The 22,214-nt window shown below is 40.7% G+C and carries 17 protein-coding genes and 1 other RNA gene; 8 read left to right on the top strand and 10 right to left on the bottom strand.

Features of this window, described 5'->3' with window-relative positions; translation table 11 throughout:
* The first annotated feature begins 70 nt into the window (after positions 1-70).
* Together CRI9333_RS20750 and CRI9333_RS20745 are read left to right on the top strand one after the other, a co-directional pair.
* The gene (locus CRI9333_RS20750; protein ID WP_041226145.1) at positions 71-3,121 is read left to right on the top strand and encodes an Npt1/Npt2 family nucleotide transporter; all 3,051 of its coding nucleotides are present in this window, start codon (positions 71-73) and stop codon (positions 3,119-3,121) included.
* 59 nt (positions 3,122-3,180) lie between these two features.
* The gene (locus tag CRI9333_RS20745) at positions 3,181-3,654 is read left to right on the top strand and encodes a Crp/Fnr family transcriptional regulator (RefSeq protein ID WP_015205115.1); all 474 of its coding nucleotides are present in this window, start codon (positions 3,181-3,183) and stop codon (positions 3,652-3,654) included.
* A gap of 123 nt (positions 3,655-3,777) precedes the next feature.
* Here CRI9333_RS20745 and CRI9333_RS20740 read toward each other — a convergent pair whose 3' ends face one another.
* Positions 3,778-4,260: a flavin reductase family protein gene (locus tag CRI9333_RS20740; RefSeq protein WP_015205114.1), complete on the bottom strand. Its 483-nt coding sequence runs from the start codon at positions 4,258-4,260 to the stop codon at positions 3,778-3,780.
* 572 nt (positions 4,261-4,832) lie between these two features.
* Between CRI9333_RS20740 and CRI9333_RS20735 the strand changes: the two genes are divergently transcribed.
* The 3 genes from CRI9333_RS20735 to CRI9333_RS20720 all read left to right on the top strand — a co-directional run bounded on the left by CRI9333_RS20735 (position 4,833) and on the right by CRI9333_RS20720 (position 7,171).
* Positions 4,833-5,012, top strand: coding sequence for a hypothetical protein (locus CRI9333_RS20735; RefSeq protein ID WP_015205113.1), 180 nt, complete (start codon positions 4,833-4,835; stop codon positions 5,010-5,012).
* The gene (locus tag CRI9333_RS20730) at positions 5,013-5,309 is read left to right on the top strand and encodes a hypothetical protein (protein WP_015205112.1); all 297 of its coding nucleotides are present in this window, start codon (positions 5,013-5,015) and stop codon (positions 5,307-5,309) included.
* Between the two features lie 641 nt (positions 5,310-5,950).
* Complete coding sequence (locus CRI9333_RS20720) at positions 5,951-7,171, top strand: RNA-guided endonuclease InsQ/TnpB family protein (protein ID WP_015205110.1); 1,221 nt, start codon at positions 5,951-5,953, stop codon at positions 7,169-7,171.
* A 42-nt stretch (positions 7,172-7,213) separates the two neighbouring features.
* On the opposite strand, the gene CRI9333_RS20715 is transcribed toward CRI9333_RS20720, so the two are convergent.
* From CRI9333_RS20715 to CRI9333_RS25185, 3 genes are all read right to left on the bottom strand, one after another.
* Positions 7,214-7,912 carry a hypothetical protein gene (locus CRI9333_RS20715; protein ID WP_015205109.1) on the bottom strand — a complete coding sequence of 233 codons (699 nt, stop codon included), beginning with the start codon at positions 7,910-7,912 and terminating at the stop codon, positions 7,214-7,216.
* 185 nt (positions 7,913-8,097) lie between these two features.
* Complete coding sequence (locus CRI9333_RS20710; protein WP_015205108.1) at positions 8,098-8,556, bottom strand: hypothetical protein; 459 nt, start codon at positions 8,554-8,556, stop codon at positions 8,098-8,100.
* Between the two features lie 357 nt (positions 8,557-8,913).
* A complete protein-coding gene (locus tag CRI9333_RS25185) occupies positions 8,914-11,886 on the bottom strand; it encodes a PAS domain S-box protein (protein ID WP_015205107.1) in 2,973 nt (990 codons plus the stop codon).
* A gap of 666 nt (positions 11,887-12,552) precedes the next feature.
* Here CRI9333_RS25185 and CRI9333_RS20700 point away from each other — a divergent pair.
* A complete protein-coding gene (locus tag CRI9333_RS20700) occupies positions 12,553-13,641 on the top strand; it encodes a hybrid sensor histidine kinase/response regulator (RefSeq protein WP_041226144.1) in 1,089 nt (362 codons plus the stop codon).
* Between the two features lie 264 nt (positions 13,642-13,905).
* Here the strand turns inward: CRI9333_RS20700 and CRI9333_RS20695 are convergent, their stop codons facing one another.
* Positions 13,906-15,201, bottom strand: a complete 1,296-nt coding sequence (locus tag CRI9333_RS20695; RefSeq protein WP_015205105.1) for an RNA-guided endonuclease InsQ/TnpB family protein — start codon at positions 15,199-15,201, stop codon at positions 13,906-13,908.
* A 29-nt stretch (positions 15,202-15,230) separates the two neighbouring features.
* Here CRI9333_RS20695 and CRI9333_RS20690 point away from each other — a divergent pair, with 29 nt between their 5' ends.
* Positions 15,231-15,392: a hypothetical protein gene (locus CRI9333_RS20690; RefSeq protein WP_015205104.1), complete on the top strand. Its 162-nt coding sequence runs from the start codon at positions 15,231-15,233 to the stop codon at positions 15,390-15,392.
* A gap of 74 nt (positions 15,393-15,466) precedes the next feature.
* Here the strand turns inward: CRI9333_RS20690 and CRI9333_RS20685 are convergent, their stop codons facing one another.
* The 4 genes from CRI9333_RS20685 to CRI9333_RS20675 all read right to left on the bottom strand — a co-directional run bounded on the left by CRI9333_RS20685 (position 15,467) and on the right by CRI9333_RS20675 (position 19,692).
* Entirely contained in the window at positions 15,467-16,771 is a 1,305-nt protein-coding gene (locus CRI9333_RS20685) for a M16 family metallopeptidase (RefSeq protein ID WP_015205103.1), read from the bottom strand.
* Between the two features lie 67 nt (positions 16,772-16,838).
* The gene (locus tag CRI9333_RS20680; RefSeq protein ID WP_015205102.1) at positions 16,839-18,110 is read right to left on the bottom strand and encodes a M16 family metallopeptidase; all 1,272 of its coding nucleotides are present in this window, start codon (positions 18,108-18,110) and stop codon (positions 16,839-16,841) included.
* Positions 18,111-18,266: 156 nt separating this feature from the next.
* Positions 18,267-18,451, bottom strand: a non-coding RNA gene (gene ssrS, locus CRI9333_RS25930) — 6S RNA.
* Positions 18,452-18,564: 113 nt separating this feature from the next.
* A complete protein-coding gene (locus CRI9333_RS20675; RefSeq protein WP_015205101.1) occupies positions 18,565-19,692 on the bottom strand; it encodes a 5-(carboxyamino)imidazole ribonucleotide synthase in 1,128 nt (375 codons plus the stop codon).
* A gap of 92 nt (positions 19,693-19,784) precedes the next feature.
* Between CRI9333_RS20675 and CRI9333_RS20670 the strand changes: the two genes are divergently transcribed.
* Positions 19,785-20,132 (top strand): phage holin family protein, encoded by a 348-nt coding sequence (locus tag CRI9333_RS20670; RefSeq protein WP_015205100.1) that lies wholly within the window; start codon positions 19,785-19,787, stop codon positions 20,130-20,132.
* 87 nt (positions 20,133-20,219) lie between these two features.
* Here CRI9333_RS20670 and cobJ read toward each other — a convergent pair whose 3' ends face one another.
* Complete coding sequence (gene cobJ, locus CRI9333_RS20665) at positions 20,220-22,199, bottom strand: precorrin-3B C(17)-methyltransferase (protein WP_015205099.1); 1,980 nt, start codon at positions 22,197-22,199, stop codon at positions 20,220-20,222.
* Positions 22,200-22,214 lie beyond the last annotated feature (15 nt).

Here is a 22,214-nt window from a genome sequence, read left to right as displayed (position 1 = left end):
TTATTTTTTCTGATAGCCTTGCTAATTATGATCAGCAAGGAGAGGCTACGCTTATAAACACAAGTACCGCATGAAAATGCAAACACGCACTTATTTTAGGGGCGGTTGGGGGCAGGGGTTTTTACGGTGGGTAAATCTGCGTCCAGAAGAAAGTGAACGAACTTTATTAATGTTCGCTTTTTATACGACAACATCAATAGGGCTACTGTGGTTAGAAACTAGCGCGACAGCTTTGTTTTTGAAACAGTACGGCGCTGAGTTGTTGCCTGTAATATATATTGCTAGCTCAGGTTTAGGATCAGGGTTAGGTTTTTTCTATTCCAGGTTACAAAAAACTCTACCACTGCGATCTGTATTAGTGGCGATCGCTATATTAATGGGAGTGCCGCTATTTTTATTTCGGGTAGGTTTACAAGGCAATTATGTAGACGGTGTGATTGTTTTGGCAACAGTTTTTCTGTTACGCCTATGGATGGATGCGACCACTGTTCTTAATGATCTTAACACCTCAATTACAGCTAATCAATTATTTAATATTCGTGAGATTAAGCGCACTTATCCATTAATTAGTAGTGGTTTGTTAGTAGCAGATGTAATTAGTGGTTTTTCATTACCTTTGCTACTGGTATTAGTATCACTCCAAAACATCATTATTTTGGCGGGCATTATGATGTTACTGGGGGCTGGTATTTTATTTTATTTAACAAGGCGTTACCAGCAGTCTTTTCCTGATTCCCCAATGCGGAATCTAGAAGATTTACAGCCAGAATTCAAATCACGACGGGTAGGTGGCACATTACAGCGTTATGTAATTCCGCTATTTGCTTTCTTTATTTTGGGTCAGGTTTTATTTCTGGTAGTGGAATTTCAATATCTTAGCCAACTGGAACGAAACTTAGATGCTAGTGCGATCGCAGGTTTTTTGGGCATATTTAGCGGAATTTTAGGACTGTTTGAACTAGCGACTCAGTGGTTTCTTTCTAGCCGACTAATTGAGCGGCTAGGAGTATTTGTGGCTGCAATGTTATTACCTATCTGCGTGGTAATTATCGGGGTGATCACATTTGCAGCAACAAGTTTTTTACCACCCTCAATCAGCATCTTGGGTTTAATTACCCTTACCCGTCCATTTAGCTTATTTATTGGCGTAGTCTGTCTTAAATTTATCGACGAATTGTTGCGTTATACCCTGATAGCAAGCACAGGAGCAGTATTATTTCAGCCATTGCCAGAAAGCATTCGCGGTTCAATCCAAGCGATGGTACGTGGCATTGCCGAGACACTCTCCACTGGCGTTACAGGGATCGGTATTTTAGCCATTATTGGGCTATGTTACTGGGCGTTTCCCAATTTACCAAAAGTTGCCCAAGATCAACTACAAGGCAATGTGTTTGTAGGCATCATCGTATTAGTTGCTTTAGGGTGGCTGGTAACTGCTTGGTTATTACGTTCAAGCTATGTGAACTTGCTGGTTCAGAGTGCTGAACAAGGGCGCTTGGGGTTTTCTGATGTTGATCTGCGAGCTTTTAAACGTGCTGTGATCGAAGTTTTAGAGCAACCAGGTAAAGAGGGAGATAAACGCTCTTGTATTCAACTTTTATCTCAGATTGATCCCCAAAACACAGGTGAAGTTTTAGCTCCTTTATTACCGAGATTTACACCGAGTTTGCAACGTCAGAGTTTGGAAGTGATCCTAGAATACCCTAACCCTGATTATTTAAAGGATATCCAAGCTTTAATTGCCGAGCAACTATCACCAGAGGTGCTGGCTCTAGCATTGCGATATATCTGGTTAGCGGAACCAGAATTGGATATTAGTACTTTAAAACCTTATTTGCGACCAGAAGTAGATCCAACTGTGCGGGGAACAGCCGCCGCCCTGATGTTGCGTCGAGGAAATACCGAAGACAAGGCTGAAGCTACCAATACCTTACGGCGGATGCTGACGCATAAACGAGAACGAGAACGGGTGATGGGTTGTCGCGCTTTAGGAGAGGCTGATTATTTGCAGGCGCTACGAGTTTATGTAGCTGATTTATTGCAGGATGAATCTTTGCGAGTGCGTTGCGCTTTACTGGAGGTAATTGGTTCGACGCGCCAAGAAGAATACTATCCTTCCCTGGTGCGAGGGTTGTACTACAAATCTACCCGCGAGGCTGCAAGTCGTGCTTTGGTAAAACTGGGAGATGAGGCGCTTCCTTTGCTGAGTGAATTAGCAGAAGACAGCCATAAACCAGATTTAGTGAGATTTTCAGCTTTAAATGCGATCGCTACTATTAGTACACCAGCAGCACTGACTCAACTAACCTCTCAGTTGATCACCAGTTGGGGAACAACCCGCCGTAATCTGTTGCGTATCCTCTTAAAAATGCCTGGTGAAATTGGCATTGACGCTGTACTAGATAGATTAGGGCGCAGTGGAGTGGAAACTTTTATTGAGCAAGAACTACTGTTATTGGGTCAGATTTATGCGGCACAGGTGGATTTAGAGCAAATAAACGCAGAAACACTTTCAACTAAGTTAGAGCCAGATTTGAGGCTGCAATCTTATCAAGAAGCACTCTTACTGCTGCAACGGGCGCTCTTAAATTTGGAATCGGATGTGATAGATCGTTGCTTTTTGCTAATGAAGTTTCTTTACCCGATTGGTGCAATCCAAGCAGCTTCATTTAATCTTAAGTCTGATTCTCGCTCTAATGTAGCTGTAGGGTTAGAAATTTTGGATAATACTCTCGATTTGCCAACAAAACAAGTTTTGTTGGGTATTTTAGATCAACATCCATCAGCAGAAAAACTGGAGATTTTAACGGAAATTTTGCCTTATAAACCAATGGCTCCGAGCGATCGCCTGCGTCGATTGTTGGAGTTACGCCATTTTCTGTCAGAATGGACGCTGGCTTGTTGTTTCCATTTGGCACGCGCCGCTCACTGGAGTCTCACCACAGATCAGACACTTGTCTGTCTACGTCATCCCACTGGGTTTGTGCGCGAAGCTGTGTTGGCTTATTTGAAGGAAGCTTCACCCCGCGCTCTCTTAGAATTATTGCCAGTGTTAAAAAATGATCCAGATCAAATCGTAGCAGCGCAAGTTCAGCAGATGATGGTAGATCTTAGTAATTAATTATTATCAGTGATGAGTTGAACAAGTTGATGTCATCAAAGCTCAAAACTTAAATTTATATGTTAAGCAGTGTTGAGCGGCTATTATTTATCAGGGCTGTCCCGATTTTTCAAGAACTTCGGGATGATTTTTTAGTCAGGCTGGCTTCTGTAATGGATGAGCTATCTTTTCCAACCCAGCACACAATTTTTACACAAGGGCAGGAAGGGCGATCGCTTTATATTGTGGTGTCAGGTAAGGTGCGGGTACATATAGGCGATCGCGATCTCGCACAACTGGAACAAGGTGCGTGTTTTGGTGAGATGTCTTTGTTTGATGCAGAACCGCGATCGGCTTCTGTGAGTACTATCGAACCATGTGACTGTCTCATGCTGACACAGTTGCAACTCTACGACGCAATTGATGAAACCCCAGGAATTGCGGTCAATATCATCCGTTTGCTCTCTCGTCGCATTCGGGAATTGAACCAAAAGAGCAATGCCCTAGAAGCAAAAATTCAAGAGCAAGATTTAAGTACAAGTGGTAGTAATTAGAAAAATAGGGCAAAAAGGCAACAGTAGTAGTGTGAAATAACCTGTCAGTTATCACCTTGCTTGCGATCGCCCCATCTGCCTATCTATATAAAATTAATAATTTTAGAGTAGGGAAGTAACTAATTACCCGCCATATTGCCACCCAGTACTTTCTAGTAATAGTGGCTCACCCTCACGGTGAACACCAGCGCTGAGGACTTCACCAACATAAACAGTGTGATCGCCATGCTCTACACTACCGACAACCTTGCATTCTACATAACCAAGAGAGTCGGAGATGATTGGGCAACCAGTTTCTTGTCCTATATAAAATTCCACATCTTCAAACTTATTACCAACACGGCGTTGAGGTTTGAAGAATTTTTGCGCTAATTCTTTTTGCCCTGCTTCTAAAAAGCTCATAGCAAATACACCGCTAGCTTTGATCATTGCGTGTGATCTAGAATCTTGCTTCACACAATTAACAACTAACGGTGGTTGAAAGGATGCCTGCATTACCCAACTTGCAGTGAAGCCGTTGACATCCTCTCCATCCTTGACACCACAGATATAGAGTCCGTGTGGAATCTTACGCAGAATTGTCTTTTTGGCTTGTTCGTCTAGCAAGGATGTACCCGCCTGATGATTACTACAGTTGTTAAGTTTAGCAAGATACCACGTCTTAAATTACCAGTCTTTAGTGGTAGCCCTTCTGAGATGATTAACAAAGCTTAAATAGCAGAACCCCACCCGTCAATAATAGACAAGTGGGGTTCAAAGTTAAAAAATAATTATTTTTCTATATAGCTTTTGGCTAGTCATCTGCTCGATATATTTTTAATATACAGATCACCTGCTTAGGTATTGCTCGTAAAAATTACCTAACTTTTACTAAGGTTTCAGAATTATTTGAGTATATTTCCTGAGAGTAGAGATGCACGCCGTAGTTGAGCGTCTAGTATACGTATTTTAGAAATCCTTACCGATAAACTGCGATCGCAATTCCTTAAAAATTCGTTATTTTTGCGGATAGCGACACATTTCTTAATCATCCCACGGACATAGTATACAATCTGTATTAAGTTATACAAATACGTATACGCGATCATATACACCTAGCTGAAACAATAAAAATCATACCCATAGAACCTTGATAGAAAAACGGTATAACACTCAACTAAACCCAGGAGAAAAAGAATATGCAACTTATCTACGGGGGACACATCTATGAATATACTCCTCCTGCTGTTAAACCCTACAGTAAGCCTCGTGCTTTAAATTGGCGCTATCAGGTTCCAGGGGAAACCTATGGTGATACAGGAATCTCTGCGTCCTACTCTCAACCACGTACTATCAACTGGCGTTATCGCATGGTCTAAATGCAGAGCTATTTACAAAATTTTTCAGCTAGACTACTGATTGAGTATTCGCCTCTAAATTCAATCCAAGTGGCAATAGCACAAACTCCTAAACCTTCCTGTGCTACGTTTGTGCAATCCCAATCAGTTCAACAAACTTACAAAAGAGATAGCCCCTTAGAAGGATTATTGGCTATCTCTTTATTTGGTTTCATTGCTTTAGGATTAATAGGATATAAAAAGTATTATATCTTTCGCTCAACCTTACTCAACCGTCAAAGAGTTCAATTAGAGAAAAACTGGAAGATTAATATTTAAATATATCGTTTATCCTAAAAGATGTCATTAGGTAGCAACACATTTTAACACACATTTAGTAATAACTGGAGAAGTATATATTTCTACTATTTTACAATTCAAAGATAACAACATTTAATCGAGAAAGCGTTGCCTGAAGCAACTATTAACCGTGTTAGTAACTCTATAATCAGGCATCAAATAAATTTTAAATATAGAGAATGGTAAGCGTAAATGGGTTTGCAATAGACGTACTTTACGAGCCTTGGGATTTGATTATAAAGACGCTAATTAAATTTATTTTGATGAGTATATTAAGTTGTACACTCAAAAAAAAATTACAGCAGCAACAAATTAGCCCCCAGCCATTGCTAGGAGCTAAACATTTTGTACAAGAATTTTATTTGCTATCTAGATGGAGCAAGAGGACTCCCGTTACAATCGCTTCGATTTAACGGGAGATGAATTGCGACCAGTATAGCAGGAGTCAGGAGTCAGAAGTCAGAAGTCAAGCCCTTACTGTGACTGGATTTGAGATTGAGAGAATGCACTAACCGCCTTGGCGACTGCTATATATAAACTGAGCGAAGCGCGGATCATCTACACAGTTGACTTATCTTTGTAGATATGATGATCATGGGAGGAGCAACAAAGGTCGAAGTATGCTGACTTGTAATTATCAGTTCAAGTTAAAACCAAACAAACGGCAAGTTTTCGAGATAGAGCGTTACCTCGATGCTTGCCGTAAAGTTGGGAATTTTGCCTTGGCTGAACGTAAAGATTGGTCTAATTCGCGTAAAAACAACGTGGATAGATGCTCGTTGGAAAAAGAGTACATTATCCCTGCTGACGCGCCTTACCCTTGCTACAAATTGCAGTCAGCATCTTTGACATTAGCTAGGAAGGACAATCCTGATTTAAGCTCTGTTAATGCCCAAGTACTTCAACAGGTGTTACGGCAATTAGATCGAGCATTTGTTGAGATGAAATCTTTGAACAAAGGTTTCCCCAGATTCAAGAATAAATACAGGATGCGGTCTTTTGTCTTTCCTCAGTTCAAGACTAATCCAATTACCAATAATTATATAAAACTCCCTGGTATTGGACTGGTGAAGATGAGGCTATCAAGACCAATTCCGCAAGGTTTTATTCTTAAACAGGCAAGAGTAATCAGAAAAGCTTCTGGTTACTTTGTTAATATGAGCCTTGAGTCGGATGTTAATATACCTACACCTTTCCCTCACGGTAATCCGCTTGGAATAGACATTGGGCTTAATTACTTTGTTGCTACTTCAAATAATGAGTTGATTAAAAGACCTAGATTTTTCAATAAACTTCACCGTAAGCTGAAATTGCTACAGAGAAGGCTGAAAAATAAGCAACTGGGTTCTAATAATCGCCATAAATTAAATCAAAAAATAGCTAAAATACATCAAACTGTATCGGATACGAGAAAGGACTTTCACTATAAAGTAGCGCATCGCTTGTGTGACGACAATGGAATGATATTTGTAGAAGATATTGACTTGAGGGCGTGGTCTAGAAATATGCTTTGCAAGCATAATTTAGATGCAAGTTTTGGTCAATTCTTTGAGATATTATCTTATGTTTGTTGGAAACGAGATGTGTATTTTGCCAAAGTTAACAAGAACTACACTTCTCAGATATGTCCCAACTGTGAAGTTCATAAAGGTAAGAAACAATTAAGTGAAAGGACTCATACCTGTCCTGAATGCGGTTTTAGCTGCAATAGAGATTTTGCAGCTAGTTTAGTCATTAGATCTAGAGGATTAAATGCGGTCGGGCAGCCCGTATTCCAAAATGCTTGCGGAGATGGTCTGTCGGGGCTTGGGAGTAATCTCAGGCTAGACAAGAATCTGTGATGTAAGAATCTCCCGTCACAGCGCCAGCTTGACGGGAGAGTGTCAAGGAGTAGAATCTGTACCTGATTGGGTATCTGTTTGATTCTGTGTACCCTCAGAAGAATTAATGGGATTCGCTTTAGGATTAGAAGATGTGGATGTTTCTGATCTTTGAGTTGAAGATTGAGGAGGAGTAATGTTAACCGTTGTGTCTTGCTTAGGCGCAGGAGCCTGCTGGGGTGCTGAAGGCACTGGTATTACTCTGACATCAGTTTTGGGAGCGGCTGGCGCTACTTGCCGAGGAACGCTAATGTTAATATTAGGCGCACTTTGTTGAGGAGCCGAAGCTGGCTGTTGCGGTACAATTACCTGCGGTACTTTTTCAACTTGTCGTTCAATTACAGTTGTGCGATTTTGTGTTTCAGCAGACTGTGGTGAGGGTGAAGGTGAAACAGATTGAGGCACAATTATCTGTGTAGGAGCTTCTTCAGGTCTTTGATTCCAGAAGAATAGGGCAGCTAAACCTAGCCCAAGTAATGAAGCTATAGACAAACCAATTAACAAGCCACGAGCAGCATTGTTATTGTCACGAACTTCTAAAACTTCATCTTGCCGACGGCGTTCCAAAACGCGACCATGAACATAACCATCGCGATAGGAAGTAACTCTACCTGGCTCTACAAATTCCTCAGTAGGGATGTTGTCAGACTCATTGTAACGACCGTTACTGTCATTATCATTACGATTTCTTAGGTTAGCCATAGTTGCCGCCAAAAATTATTAATGTAATTTGGATGTAAAGAGATTTTTTTTAACTGACCAATCAATTATCAATTATCAATTTTTTCCCTGCTTACCCTGCGCGGAGGCGTTCTGGAAATCAAAAAGTTTTTCGTTATTTCAAGCCCACAAGTGAAGTTGGGAGGTAATTGATAATTGATAATTGTTTATTGTTGAGAGTCTGACGTACCTGAATCAGTACCCTGAGTTTGTGGTGTAGTTGGGGAAGTAGAAGTGCTAGTGTCGGGAGCTTGATTTGTAGGGCTTGGAACGTTGATGTTAATATCAGGGGCTTTTGGTGCTGTTTGTTGAGAAGCGGGTGCTTGTTGTTGAGGAATAGGAACTACTTCTCTAGTCTTTTGTATGGTTCTATCAATGATTGTGGTGTTTTTATCTTGAGTACGGGGTTGATTTTGAGGCTGACTACTATTAGGTACAGGTATAGGTAGAATCTGCGTCGGTGATTCTTGGCGTTGGTTCATAAAATAGAATGCAGCACCAGCCAAACCTAAAAGGGCAGCAATTAAAAGCCCTACTAGCAAACCACCCGCAGCACTATTATTTTCACGAACAACTAATCTTTCTTCGTCAAGACGACGTTCTACGGGATCGCGATAAATAGGCATAGCTTTTTATTAAACTCCTATTGGTAATTAAGCAAGTGATGAATTTAATTAGGTCTGTGATTTTAAGCAGATTTAGTAACAAACTTATTAGCTAATACAACTAATGTTCGTTTCTCTGACGATTATTAATTTAACTTTTAAAGTCGCAACAGTCACTCTATCCCTAGAATGGATTCTCTCCTCTCCCTAAAGATAGAAATTATATCCGGTTTTGTTAAATACTTATGATTAAGAGCGCAGGGGCGCAGGGGCATCCGAGCAGGGGGAAAGAGGGTTTTGAGGTTTTTGCAGAAAGATGGGGATTATCTAGCAGTTAGCGGTTAGCAGTAGGGGCGGGTTCACCTAGATTTAGGTATTTTACGGAGAGATCGAGGGCAAAACAACTGTAAATGTTGTGCCTACTCCTAAATCACTTTTGACATTAATACTGCCACCATGTAAATCTATAGCATTTTTAACAATTGCTAACCCCAAGCCAGTCCCAGATATATTGCCGACATTTTTAGCTCGATAAAATGATTGAAATAAAAGATTTTGATTTTCCAAAGGAATTCCAATTCCTTGATCGTGAACATAAAAAATAGCTTTTTCTTCCTGGTAATCAAGTTCAAAACGAACTGTACTTCCTGCGGGAGAATACTTAATGGCGTTTGACAATAAATTAATCAAAATGTGGCGTAATAATTTTTCATCCATGCAAAATGAGGGAGCTTCTAGAGTTGACAAAGATTCATTTAGGTTACTAATAAATATAATTTTGTGCTGATTTTTATCCGTAATTGCCATTTCTTCAGTAAGTTCTCGGCAGAATTGGTATAAATCAATTTTGTGTGGTTTAAATTCTATTTTTCCAGCTTCTACTTTAGCAAGAATCAGCACATCATTCAATAGCTCTGTCATGTGATTGACACTAGATTGAATACGATGCAAATAGGAAAGCTTTTTCTCTTCGGTATATTTATATCCATAATGCTCCAGCACTTCAGCCGCAGCTAATATGCTGGTAAGTGGTGTGCGAAATTCATGGGAAGCTATAGTAATAAAGTTAGATTTAAATTCGTTCAATTGCTTTTCTTTTTCTAAAGCATTTCTTATTTCTAACTCGGCTCGCTGACGTTCAGTGATGTCACGCGCTAAAGCAAGTATATGGGGCTGTCCATCTAATTCAAACTTACCTAGACTGACTTCAACTGGAAAGGTTGTTCCGTCTTTGCGTAGATGAAGTCCATTAAGAGTAATCGGAATACCAAAAGCCATTTCCTGCCATTTTTCAGCTATTTTATGTGAAAGAAAATTTATTTCAACATCAGCAAGGGTTAAATTTAATAGTTCCTCGCGAGTGTAGCCAAGGCTATCGCAGGCACGCTGGTTAACTGTAATTAATTTTCCTTCTGGATCGTGCAAGAAAAATGCGTCTCCAGCTTGCTCAAGTAGCTGTCTAAATCTTTCTTCACTTTTGCGTAAAGCTGACTCAGCGCGACTTCGTTGTATATTTTCTTGCTTCAATTTGTAGTTAGTTAACTTGAGTTCGCTAGTTCGTGAATCTACGCGAATTTTTAATTGTTCATTGATTTTTTTCAAGACTATTTCTGCTGTCTTGCGTTCCGTAATGTCCGCCGATATACCTAGCATTTGACAGATGTTACTATCAGGGGAAATTAAAGGTTTTTGAATAGTTTGAAACCAATGGGTCTTACCTGTAAAATCAGTAATTTTCTCTTCAAAAATAATCTGTTTTTGCAATGTTGCCATTGATTCTAGATCTGATTTAATAAGTTGTTCTACTTGCTGGCTTTTGCGATTAAAATCGGCATCAGTCTTGCCAATTAAATTTTCAATAGTTGTGCCATAAATATTTGCTACTGCTTGATTTGCTAAGGTAAACTTTCCTTGTCCGTCTTTAACAAAAATTAAATTCGGACTGGTATCAATTACTTGACGGAGAAAAGATTCTTGAGCTATTAGGGCGGCTTCAGCTTGCTTGCGTTCGATAAACTGACCAATTTGTCTACCAATGTCGGTCATTATTTGGAGTAAATTTTCATCTGGCTGACGGCGATCGCAACTGTAAAATTCAATTACACCTATAACTTGAGTGGCATTACAGATGGGAAAAGCCAAAGCTGTTTGCAATCCATCGGTAACAGCCGCACTAAGGCGAGGAAAGTTTTTAGCATGAGAAATGTCGGCAATCCAAGCAGGTTGATTATGTTGCCAGACGTAACCTGGTAAGCCTTCTCCAGATAAAAATGTGATTTTACTACTGTTATCCTCGAAATTAGTTGCAGACAGGGATAGTTGATGCCAGGAACTATGAAGGCGCAACTTTTGAAAATTAGGATCTACAAGCCATACCTGCCCTAAAACCCATCCTAATGCTTTGGCGATCGCTTCCAAAATCTGCTCGTATGCAGCATTAAGTGTCCCCGCCGTTTCTAAAATACGAGTGACGGCAAATTGCATTTGTTGGCGTTCTTCAGCTTGCTTGCGTGCCGTAATATCTCGCAGAGAAGCAAGATAAGCAGTTGAGCCTTCCCAAGTTGTTTCTACTACGCGCACTTCTACTGTTGGTGTATCTCCGTTGGGGCGAAGAATACACAGTTCTCTGGTTTTCCCTGGTGTTAGTGAATAACTAAATTTTTCTCCCAAAATTTCTTCAGCTACACAGCCAAACATAGCTTGCGCGGCGGGATTAATAAAACGTACAACTCCCTGAGTATCTAGAATGATCATGCCATCAACATTAGTGGCGATCATGTTGTAGAAATTAGTTTCACGGTGCTGTAATTCTTGGGTACGTGCTTCTAAGTTTATGCGTAGGCGGTTGCGTTCAATGGCATAGCGCATTCCACGAACTAACCATTTGCCATCCATTTCATCTTTGACTAGGTAATCTTGCGCCCCTTGTCTAACAGCTTGCACTGCCAGATGTTCATCGCTAAGATTAGTTAGCACCATAATTGGTATAGTAGGGGCAAAAACCTGCATTTGTAAGAGCGTATCTAAGCTTTGTCCATCTGGTAGAGATAAATCCAGCAAGACTAGATCACAATCATCTGAAGTTATATGTTCAAATGCTTCGCTTAGTTGCTTAACGTGCATTACCTTGAACTGTTCCGCACCAACATCTATCAGCATTTCTCTAACTAAGTGGGCATCCTCTGGGTTATCCTCTACTAGCACGATTTTATAAACTGTCGGCTGGAGATGATCAACAGTTTCGTAATAGTGCATATCAACTCTAAGTTTGCCTGCATTATGCTCAATATCTGGGCGATTGGAAGAAGATTGTAGGGGATTTTTGTTTTCAGTTCCGAAAGTTTCTTTCATTGGGAAGGTTGCAGTTAGATTAAGGTTGTGATCATGCTACACCCTACAGCAACAGGTACTTATTCTCTATCTAATTGGTGTCAAGCACAATGAAGCTGACAAATTTGAGTGTATTTTTATTATTCCCTCTGGCTAGTCTGTTATAACTAAGCGATCGCTGATTTCCGCTTTGAGGAAATTAGTGTAGGTGTAGCAGAGGCATTATTTGTAGGTGGTTAAATGTTAAATTCTATTAACTGTACCTTTTACGGGTTTGTCACAAAAAATTAACTAAGTCTTTCAACCTAATTCAACCTATTACCCTACCCCCAACAGAGTCTATGTCTCCAGGCAGTATGCCCTACGCGCAAATGCGCCGGAGCCTGATGAATTTGCGGCGAAATGCCGTAGAATATTCATCACCCGATAAAAGTGTACAATTTATAGTATAAAGTCAAGATGGAGTAGTTACATTCACTTTTAAAGATGAAGGTAAAGGAATTACCTTAAAATATCAACAATACTTATTTGAATTTTTCAACATAGCTACAAATGTCAGCAATATTACCCGAAATAACCTCAAGCTGACAATTGTTAATAATTCCGTAAAATTACCTAAGAGTGAGAGAGCAGTTATTAGTAAATTAGATCTTAGCTCAACATTTACAATCACATTACCGTTACATGATGAAAAAGATATTAGTAATTGAAGACGAGCAATCTGTTAGAGAAATTATTCTAGACATCCTTGATGCTGAAGGTTTTGATCCCATAGGTGCCGAGAACGGTCGTATTGGTGTGCAGACTGCTACAGAACATTTACCCGATTTAATTATTTGTGACATCATGATGCCTGAACTTGATGGGCGTGATGTGTTGTTGGAGTTGCGGCAACAACCAGCAACTAGCACAATTCCGTTTGTTTTTCTGTCAGCAAAAGCTGATAGGACTGATCTACGTCAAGGTATGGAACTAGGCGCAGATGACTATCTTACTAAACCATTTACCCGCTCTGAAATATTACAAACAATTCAGACGCGCTTAGAGAAAAAAGCGGCGATTGAAAAAGAGTCGCAGAAAAAGTTAGAGGAGTTGCGTAATCGTATTTCGCTGTCACTCCCTACAGAGTTACGCAGCCCCTTAAACAAAATTATTAGTTTATCAGAAGTATTTATTCACGAACATGGTTTGCTAGAACCACTAGAAGTTTTGGAAAAGGGAGAGCAGATTAATCAGTATGCTAGACAATTGTATAGAGTGGTTCAAAATTTCTTGATCGTAGCTAAATTAGAAGTATTAGCTACAAATTCTGAGTTGATTAAGTCACTTCGCAATCATCAACTGAGTGATCCACGAGCGGTGATTTCAGATGTGGCTACATATAAAGCTCAAGAAGTAGCTAGAGAAGTAGATTTAAAGTTAGATCTACAAGATGCTAATGTGCAAATTTCCGAATTAAAACTCAAGAAAATTATCGAAGAGTTAGTTGATAATGCTTTTAAATTCTCTGTTGAAAGAAGCCCTGTGAAAATTATGAGTAGCTATGAAAATAATAGCTATATTATCAATTTTGTGGATCAGGGGCGGGGCATGACTGCTGAAGAAATTGCTAATGTGGGTGCTTATATGCAATTTGGCGATGTTTCTGAGCAAAATGGCTCTGGTTTAGGGCTAACTATCGCCAAACGTTTAGTAGAATTACATGGCGGAGATTTGACTATCGAAAGTATACCTGGAAAACAAACTAATGTTCGTGTTGTTCTACCATGTGTCTGATGCTGAGTTGTATTAAGAGTCTATCCGAAAAGTCCTTTTAAGAGTATTTAACCGCAGATATAGCGCGTTAGCGCTTGCCGCAGGCTACGCAGATAAACGCAGATATTTAAGAGTGATTATCTATTTTTCGGATAGGCTCTAAGTATGTGGGTAAAATTAAACGTTACTAGCCATCGCTGGGGCTGGGTAAATTGTGACGTATGAATTTCACTATACGTTGATGTATGCTCACTTACTTAACAGATAATGAACTACCCCGCCCATCTAAGATGATGGACGAGGTTTCTGGCACTTCAACTGTCCAACTTGTTTCATACCTCCGCAGTTTTTGACAACTTTAGGGTTAGAAATAGAGGTCGAACATCCATGCTTGGCGAGGCTAGTTCCTAACCCCGTGCGTAAATACTCTGCACATACCTGCGCCGAAGCAAAATCTCGATCACAGGTATAGGTGCATTTTTCGCACTTATGAACTCGTTCTGATAAAGTCTTAGGCTTTACAAAATCGCATTTTGGACAGCGTTGAGAAGGTTTAACTTTTTGAGTAGGAATTTCTACAAAAACCCCTCCCGCTTCCTCAACCTTATACTCAATCGCTGACCGCAACATTCCCATTCCCACATCTAAGATAGAGCGATTCAGCCCTGTTTTCTGCTGTTTTCGCTTACTACCTTTTTTAGCTTTCTTGGTCATGTTTTTAAGGTTTAACTTCTCAGTAGCAACCATGCTATTACTGCTTACAATCTGTGCTGCTACCTTATGAATAAAATCTTGTCGCTGATTAGCGGCAATGCGTACTAATTTACTAACGCATCCATTCGCTTTTCTCCATCCTTTTGATGCTTTAATATGCTTCTTATAGTTAGGTGAACGTTTCCGCCGTTTCTGACGGTTAGCTTGTTTGATTTTGGTTTGTACTTGCTTTAAGTATCTAGGATTGTCGATGGCTACTTGTTCATATTCACCATCACCTAAATGAATCGCTCCCATTACTGCAATATTACAACCGAAATCCAAACCAATTAACCCAGAACCCGTTTCCCTAATCACATCACAAGCAACTGTAATTGATGCGTACCATTTCTGATTTCGGTAAACAATAGTTAAAGTAGTAGGATTGCCCCAAGTTCTCGATGAACCTCTCATCTGGACTTGTCCCAAATTGGAAATATCGAGATAACCATTAACACCATTAGTATGAGCTTTCCATCCACTATTACAGGGATAAGTCCAGCCAGAATAATGACGCAATGATTTAAATCTTGGATATTTTCCTAATCCCTGAAAAAACCGATTATAGGCAAAATCAACCCGTTTAATAGTTGCTTGTAAGGCGTGAGAACCTAACTCTTTAAATTCTGGTAATACTTGACGTATAACCTTAACTGCACGTTGTTGGTCGTAATAGCTAACACTTTTCTTATCCCGTTTATACGCAATTTGACGGTCACTTAATGCTTGGTTATATAACCAGCAGTGTAAACGTCGCCACTCAAACAATTTTGCCGTTTGAGCTTGATTTGGGTATAAGCGAAATGTTGTGCGTCGTGTTGCTATCATAGCTGGTATTGTAGCAACAATGTAGCAACATGACCAGAGAAAAAACTTTGCGTATAAGACTTGATGAGAAGGAGTGGCAGAAGTTGCATACTTATGCTGATAATAAGGGTGTCGCCATGTCTCATATCATCAGAGAATATATTCGTAGATTGCCTCAAGTAATGATTAAAAACCAAGACGAACCTGAGTAGTAGTTATCGGCTGCCCGTCCCTAACTCCGCCCATGATTACATGGACGAAGAATGCGGGACGGTTGAGTGTTCAACTAAGACACATTAGTACTTTTGAGTGGTTCAACTACCGCAGCAGGACCTACTAATGAGATATATGGTTCTATGAAATATTTACTAGCAACTTGTTGGATCATTTCGGGGGTAACTGCTTTAACTTCTTCCTGAAAACGGGTATCAAATTCAATTCCTAGTTTGATAGTTTCATACCAGCCAAATACTTGAGATAATTGTCCGTTGGTTTGTTTACCCAAGGCGTACTGACCTAACAATTTATTTTGGGATGCTTGTAGTTCATCGGGGGTTAGCTGGGTACTACAAAGACGTTCTACTTCGGTGCGTAAACCGGACATGGCGATCGCAGTATTTTCTGGTGCAGTACCCATATAAACTACAAACTGGGAAGTATCTAAGCGTGTGGGATAAAATGCCGATACTTCGTAAGCTAAACCGCGTTTTTCCCGCAATTCTACAAATAAGCGACTAGAAAGACCGTTCCCTAAATAAGTATTAATTAACTTTAAGGTAGCGTAATCAGGATTTTGTACTGGTGGCACTAAATACCCTAACATCACCATTGATTGCTGGGTTTCTTGGGCAGTAATTGTTGTTAAGGGTTGGGATATAACTGAAGGGAGATGTAGATCTGGTAAGGGTGTTTTGGGTGGTTGCCAATCTCCAAAAACTTCTTCTACCAAGGCAACTGCGTCTTCGGCTGTGATTCTACCAGCAATACTAATTACGAAATTATCTGGGCGGAAATAAGTTTGATGGTAGTCCTGTAAGTCAGCACGGTTAAGCTTAGATACGCTGGCTTCTGTACCTAAACTGGATAACCCGTAGGGATGTTGCGGGTACATTGCCTGTCTTAATTGGTCAAATGCGATCGCACTTGGTTGTTCTTGCTGAGAACGAATAGCTTGGATAGTTAGACGTTGCTCTAATTCTACTTCCTCTGCTGGAAAAGTAGGCTCGCGCAATATTTCTGCTGCTAAATGCAGCATATCTGGAAAATCAGTAGAAACCGTCTTAATGCTTACTTGAAAATAATCTGTAGCTGCATCAGTACCCAAACTAGCGCCAACTGACTCCACCCGTTCAGCAATTTCCATAGATGACAGCTTTTGCGTACCTTTAGTAATTACTGCTGATAGCAAGTGACATAACCCAGCTTTTTCTCTAGCTTCGCAGCAGCTACCGGAGCGAATAAAGATACGACCAGCAATAATATCAGCAGCAGGATTTTCTACTACCAGTACTACAATGCCATTATCTAAAAGAGTGCGATGGATCGTTGTTTGTTGTTGTTGCCGTATGACGTTGGAATTAATTTGAACCATTATAAAAAATAAAGAGTAAAGGTGTTAGCTGGTCATCGGTCATTGGTCATTGATAATTGTTAATTGTTTACCACCAGCTAGGCTGAAGAGTTGTGACAGCATAATACTGAGGAGAAAGATACTGCTGTGCTAATTGCTGTAGATCCGATGCTTGAAATTGCTGCATTTGATCTGGATAAGTTACGGCAATTTCAGCATTAGCAATGGTGTTGTAGTACCCGTATAAACCCGCCAGTTGGCTAGGAGTTTCTGTAGAAAAGGCGTAGTCGTTACATAGTAAGCGTTTACATCGGGATAATTCTGCTGGTGAGACTGGCGTTGTCTGTAACTCAAATAAGCGATCGCGAATTAGTGCTTCTACTCGCTCTAGATGCTTGGCTTCTAAGCAAGCACTAATGGTAAACAAGCTTGAATCTCGTTGTAATGAGAAACTACTAGCGATGCCTTGGACTAAACCCTGTTCTTCCCGTAATTCTCGCACTAATCGGGAAGAGCGCCCATCTGCTAACAGTACAGAAAGCAAATCTAACCCATAAGCATCCCGCAGTTGATCTACACCTGCCCCAATCCAGCCCATATATAGACGGGCTTGTTCTAGTCTAGGAAAGAAAAGTTCTTGACGGCGAATTTCTGTTAAAGGTGGTTCTGCTTCTGGTGTTTCTCTAGGACACTCAGGGGCTGAACAAAAGTTCTCAAAGGCGCTGCTGACAGCTTCTATCGCTCGTTCTTTGGTCACTCCTCCCACAATTACCACTGTCATGTTTTCCGGCTGGTAGTGATGCTGGTGGAAGCAGCGCATTTGTTCGGGCGATCGCTCCATCAAATGTGCTTCTGTGCCTAAAATCGGTCGTCCGTAGGGGTGATACTGATAAATACTTTCTGTCAGTGTTTGAAATCCCACAAAATCAGGATTGTCATAACAAGAGCGAATTTCTTCTAATACCACATCTCGCTCACATCCAAACTCGCTATCTGGAATTGCTGCATTTAATAGCAATTCCGCTAATACGGGTAATGTTTCTTCTAAATAATCCGCCGCGATGGTAATGAAAAAATGAGCATAGTCATGGCTCGTCGCGGCATTAGTTATGCCACCGCGATTTTCAATTACTTGGTCAAATACGCCAGTTGCTAGTAGCTCAGTTCCTTTGAAAATCATGTGTTCTAGGAAATGAGCCATACCACACCACTCGGCTGGTTCTGCGATCGCACCAGCTTTTACCCAAACATCTATGACTACGACTGGTGTAGCGGGTAGGTGTTGGTGAATAACTGTCAACCCATTGTCCAGCCTAAAGATCTCGGCGGGAAATTTTGATGTAGTTAATAGTTGAGACAATCTCTGTAATCTCTAACCTTTTTCGGTGCGATTTAAATCATCCTAACGCTTTGTGGGTCAAAATTTCGCCAAGTTTGATACACAGTGCTACATAATTTGGTCATTGGTCATTTAAAAATCCCCTAATCTTGAGGACTAGGGGATTCAATATCTTGTAGGCTAACCGCAACGCCGTCTTACCTCAGTTTATGACCTGGATAAATCCAGGTGGGTACCGTTGCTTCCAACTTAAAGTTTCCGAGTACTTGCTCGGTCTACTGCTGTTAGAAAATCTTGATTCCCTTAAAGACAAAGCATAGATCAAAAAACGTTATTGGCAGTCACCAACGTCGCAGTCGAACCTATGTTTTTATTATAAAGCTTGATCGGGAAGATGTGAAGAGGAGGGAGGAGAGAGGAGGGAAGAGGGAGAATAATACTTACGCTCTCAAGCTAACTGCGCTCATGCTAACCGCTAACTGCTATACCAGATATATTCTACTTTCTGAGCGATCGCTTCTGCTTCACTTCGGTTATCTGAATCTAGTAAAACGGTGACGTGACCTAGTTTACGACCAGGACGCGATTCTGTTTTACCGTACCAATGGACGTAAGTCTCAGGTAGCGCGGCTAATTGTTGGCGTTTTTCTGTGTAATCACTCTGGGAATGTTCATAACCTAGTAGGTTAACCATCACAGCACCTTGACACTTTAATGCTGTATTACCTAAAGGTAAACCAGCAACCGCTCTGAGTTGCTGTTCAAATTGGGAAGTTTCACACGCATCTAGGGTAAAGTGTCCTGAATTGTGGGTGCGTGGTGCTATTTCGTTGATTAATATCTTGCCAGTACGGGTAAGAAATAGCTCAATGCCAAAAAGTCCCACTACTTGCAGACTATTTAATAATGTATGTGCGATCGCCTCGATCTCTGTTGCTAATTTACTATTAATCTCGGCTGGAACTATCACGCGGCGGCAAACTTGATCTTCTTGTTGCGTTTCCACTACTGGATAAACTACCACCTCACCAGCAACGGAACGGGCGGCAATTACAGCTAATTCTCGCTCAAAAGGTACAAATTCTTCCACTAGCAGTGGTGTCTGTTGAAGTTGCTCTAACTTAGTTTTTAAAGAGTTTTGGTCTTTAATAATAAAAGTTCCTTGACCATCGTAGCCGTGCCTTCTAGCTTTCAGCACAATTGGAGTCTGGGTTAATATTTCTTGGCTGTTGCTATCTTCTAAAGCTGCAAACTTTGGAACTGGTAAACCTAGTTGATTTAAGTAGCATCTCTGTTCGTATTTGTCAAGTAGGGGCGCTAATGCTTTTAACTGGGGACGAAAGCAAACTCTTTCGTCGGCTAAAAGCGTTAAAGCATCTATTTCAATAAACTCATTTTCAAAGGTAATTACATCACAGCGAGTTGCTAACTGTGCTGTAGCAGTGGCATCAGCAACAGCAGCTAGGATAGTATCAGTTGCGATCGCTACTGCGGGATCAGTTGCGTGGGGTGTCTGTACAATTAATTCAATGCCTAACTTCTTGACGGCATCAGCCATCATCCAAGCTAACTGTCCACCACCGATTACACCAATTCGCTTCATTTTAGATCAGATATATTGATAAATTAGTATTATATTTCATCAAAATCAGCAGCTAAAATTCTGTATTTATTAATTGAGGTGTCACAAGCGTTATGCCCAGATTTTTGGTAACTTGGTTACTGACAGCGATTTCACTACTGATTACAGCGTATTTTGTTCCAGGGTTTGCGGTTAGAAGTTTTGTTGCTGCTATGATAGCTGCAATTATGTTGGGGTTAGTAAATGCAGTTGTAAAACCGATTTTAGTACTTCTGACTTTGCCGTTGACGATAGTATCTTTAGGTTTATTTTTGTTTGTGATTAATGCCATCACAATTTGGTTGGCAGGTGCAATTACGCCTGGTTTTGACGTTGCGGGTTTCTTGCCTGCATTACTCGGTTCAATTGTTCTAACTATTGTTACAAGTGTGTTGAACTTCTTTTTTTCTGACGCTGTTTGAGGCATTTTATCGCTTAGTTAAAGTTTATCCTCCTGATTTATTAAAGGGAAATCAGGGGGATATTTTCAACAAAAACTATTTGGAAGATCAATTTCCAAATCCTAAGTAACCTCTAGGCGTAATCATCCAATTACTATGGATACGAGTACTTTGATTGCCAATTAGTACTAGGGTTAGCATATCAATAGGCGCATCTAATAATTTATCCAGTGTTGTTAAGGTAATTTGTTCGTCATCTCGATAGGCAGAACGAACAACTGAAACTGGTGTATCTGGGTGGCGATGTTGCAGAAAGATGTCTTGTGCGATCGCAATTTGTTGTGTGCGAGTTTGCGATCGCGGATTGTATAATGCTGTTATAAAATCTGCTTGCGCTGCTGCTGTTAACCGCTTTTCGATTACTTCCCAAGGTGTTAATAAATCACTTAAGCTAATGGCGCAAAAGTCGTGCATTAAAGGTGTGCCAACACGCGCCGCAGCAGATTGTAAGGCTGTAATACCAGGGAATACTTGCACTCCAGGGGTTTTACCATCCCAATTTTGAGTACTAAGTTGTTCTAGTACTAATCCAGCCATGCCATAAATCCCAGAGTCGCCAGAAGATACGACAGCAACATTTAAACCCCATTGTGCCAGTGCGATCGCACGTTCTGCACGTTGACGTTCTTGGGTTATTGGTAAAGCTTCTACTATTTGCCCTGGTCGCAGCAAGGGCGAGATTAAATCAATATATAGAGAGTAGCCAATCACTGCATCAGCTTGAGTTACAGCAGTTTGCGCTGCTGGAGTCATTTGATCTAATTGTCCTGGTCCTGTGCCAATTAAATATAGATAACCTGTGCGACCAGTATATTCTTGTTCTGCTTGTGCGATCGCAACTGTTACTGCACCCTGACGATTTGGGATTTTAGCCTTATCTTGATCAGGGGAGGTATTTTGAATTAATTTACCTTCTGCATCACAGTAGAAAATTTGTTTAGTAACTAACAAACTTTGACATTTTGCAGCAGATAAAGCCGCCGCCTCTGATACGCTAGGTGTGCCTACTTCTGCTGCTACTACTTTTGAAGGGTTAGGAACATTTACAGAATTTAGTACTGATGCCGGAAAAGTTTGTAAAGGAAGATTGCGATCGCTGCACAATTCTATTATCCCTTGCTCATCAGCTTTAATATCTATAGTGGCGATACCTGCGATCGCACTTTCAGCTAAATTATTAGCTTTTAATACTTCAACAATAGCGGCTTCAATTGCTGGTTTTGGTGTTCCACGTTCACAACCAACACCCACCCACAACACTCGCGGATGCCATTGTACTTGGGGAAGTGTCGCATCAGGTAGTTGTAATAAATTTGGAGTAATCCAAATCTTAGCTTTGAATTGCTGATTAAAGAACCCCACCCCCAGCCCCTCCCCGTTGACGGGGAGGGGGGTAAGAGGTGGGGAGGGGTTTTTTGTGGATAATAAAGATTCTTCAAAAATCAATGGATGCTTTTCCGGTAAATGCTTTTGCCACAGGGTAGAACCCGCTTGCTGAATTACCTGCACGGCTTCACCACGCGCTATAGTTGCGCTAACTTCTGTCCAATTTCCCTCACCGCGACACCAACCGAAAGGTACTCCTAATACATCAATTCCTGGTAAACCTAAACTAGATGCAGCACCAGTTAATACAGGTGTTGCGCCTAACTGATGGGCGATTAATTGGGCTAAATTATCACCACCGCCTTGATGACCACTACATAAACTAATTACAAACTGACCTGCCTCATCAATCACTACAACAGCAGGATCAACGGATTTATGCTCTAGTAATGGTGCAATTAAGCGTACTACTGCGCCTGTAGCTAAACAAAAGACAAAAGCGCGATACTCCTGCCAAATATTCGCTAAGTGAGTTTTTAAGGAACCTGTATATACTTGGGCATTTTCAATTCCAGTTAAAGATTCTGGTATCCAGAGGGTAGCGCCAGCAGTTTGACACAGTAATTGTAGTTTTTTTGCACCGCTAGGAGTAGTTGCGATCGCGGCTAAAGGCTGGAAATCTTGAAAAAGTAACTGGCTCAATTTTCGTTTTTAAAT

This window comes from Crinalium epipsammum PCC 9333 (assembly GCF_000317495.1).
Classification (GTDB): Bacteria; Cyanobacteriota; Cyanobacteriia; order Cyanobacteriales; family PCC-9333; genus Crinalium; species Crinalium epipsammum.
Note: the sequence above shows the minus strand (reverse complement) of the source record. Positions and strands in the feature narration are given on the sequence as shown.

Coding starts and splice junctions, on each gene's coding strand:
- CRI9333_RS20750 (WP_041226145.1), top strand. CDS start 71: ATGAAAATGCAAACACGCACTTATTTTAGGGGCGGTTGGGGGCAGGGG.
- CRI9333_RS20745 (WP_015205115.1), top strand. CDS start 3,181: ATGTTAAGCAGTGTTGAGCGGCTATTATTTATCAGGGCTGTCCCGATT.
- CRI9333_RS20735 (WP_015205113.1), top strand. CDS start 4,833: ATGCAACTTATCTACGGGGGACACATCTATGAATATACTCCTCCTGCT.
- CRI9333_RS20730 (WP_015205112.1), top strand. CDS start 5,013: ATGCAGAGCTATTTACAAAATTTTTCAGCTAGACTACTGATTGAGTAT.
- CRI9333_RS20720 (WP_015205110.1), top strand. CDS start 5,951: ATGCTGACTTGTAATTATCAGTTCAAGTTAAAACCAAACAAACGGCAA.
- CRI9333_RS20715 (WP_015205109.1), bottom strand. CDS start 7,912: ATGGCTAACCTAAGAAATCGTAATGATAATGACAGTAACGGTCGTTAC.
- CRI9333_RS20710 (WP_015205108.1), bottom strand. CDS start 8,556: ATGCCTATTTATCGCGATCCCGTAGAACGTCGTCTTGACGAAGAAAGA.
- CRI9333_RS25185 (WP_015205107.1), bottom strand. CDS start 11,886: ATGAAAGAAACTTTCGGAACTGAAAACAAAAATCCCCTACAATCTTCT.
- CRI9333_RS20700 (WP_041226144.1), top strand. CDS start 12,553: ATGAAAAAGATATTAGTAATTGAAGACGAGCAATCTGTTAGAGAAATT.
- CRI9333_RS20695 (WP_015205105.1), bottom strand. CDS start 15,201: ATGATAGCAACACGACGCACAACATTTCGCTTATACCCAAATCAAGCT.
- CRI9333_RS20690 (WP_015205104.1), top strand. CDS start 15,231: ATGACCAGAGAAAAAACTTTGCGTATAAGACTTGATGAGAAGGAGTGG.
- CRI9333_RS20685 (WP_015205103.1), bottom strand. CDS start 16,771: ATGGTTCAAATTAATTCCAACGTCATACGGCAACAACAACAAACAACG.
- CRI9333_RS20675 (WP_015205101.1), bottom strand. CDS start 19,692: ATGAAGCGAATTGGTGTAATCGGTGGTGGACAGTTAGCTTGGATGATG.
- CRI9333_RS20670 (WP_015205100.1), top strand. CDS start 19,785: ATGCCCAGATTTTTGGTAACTTGGTTACTGACAGCGATTTCACTACTG.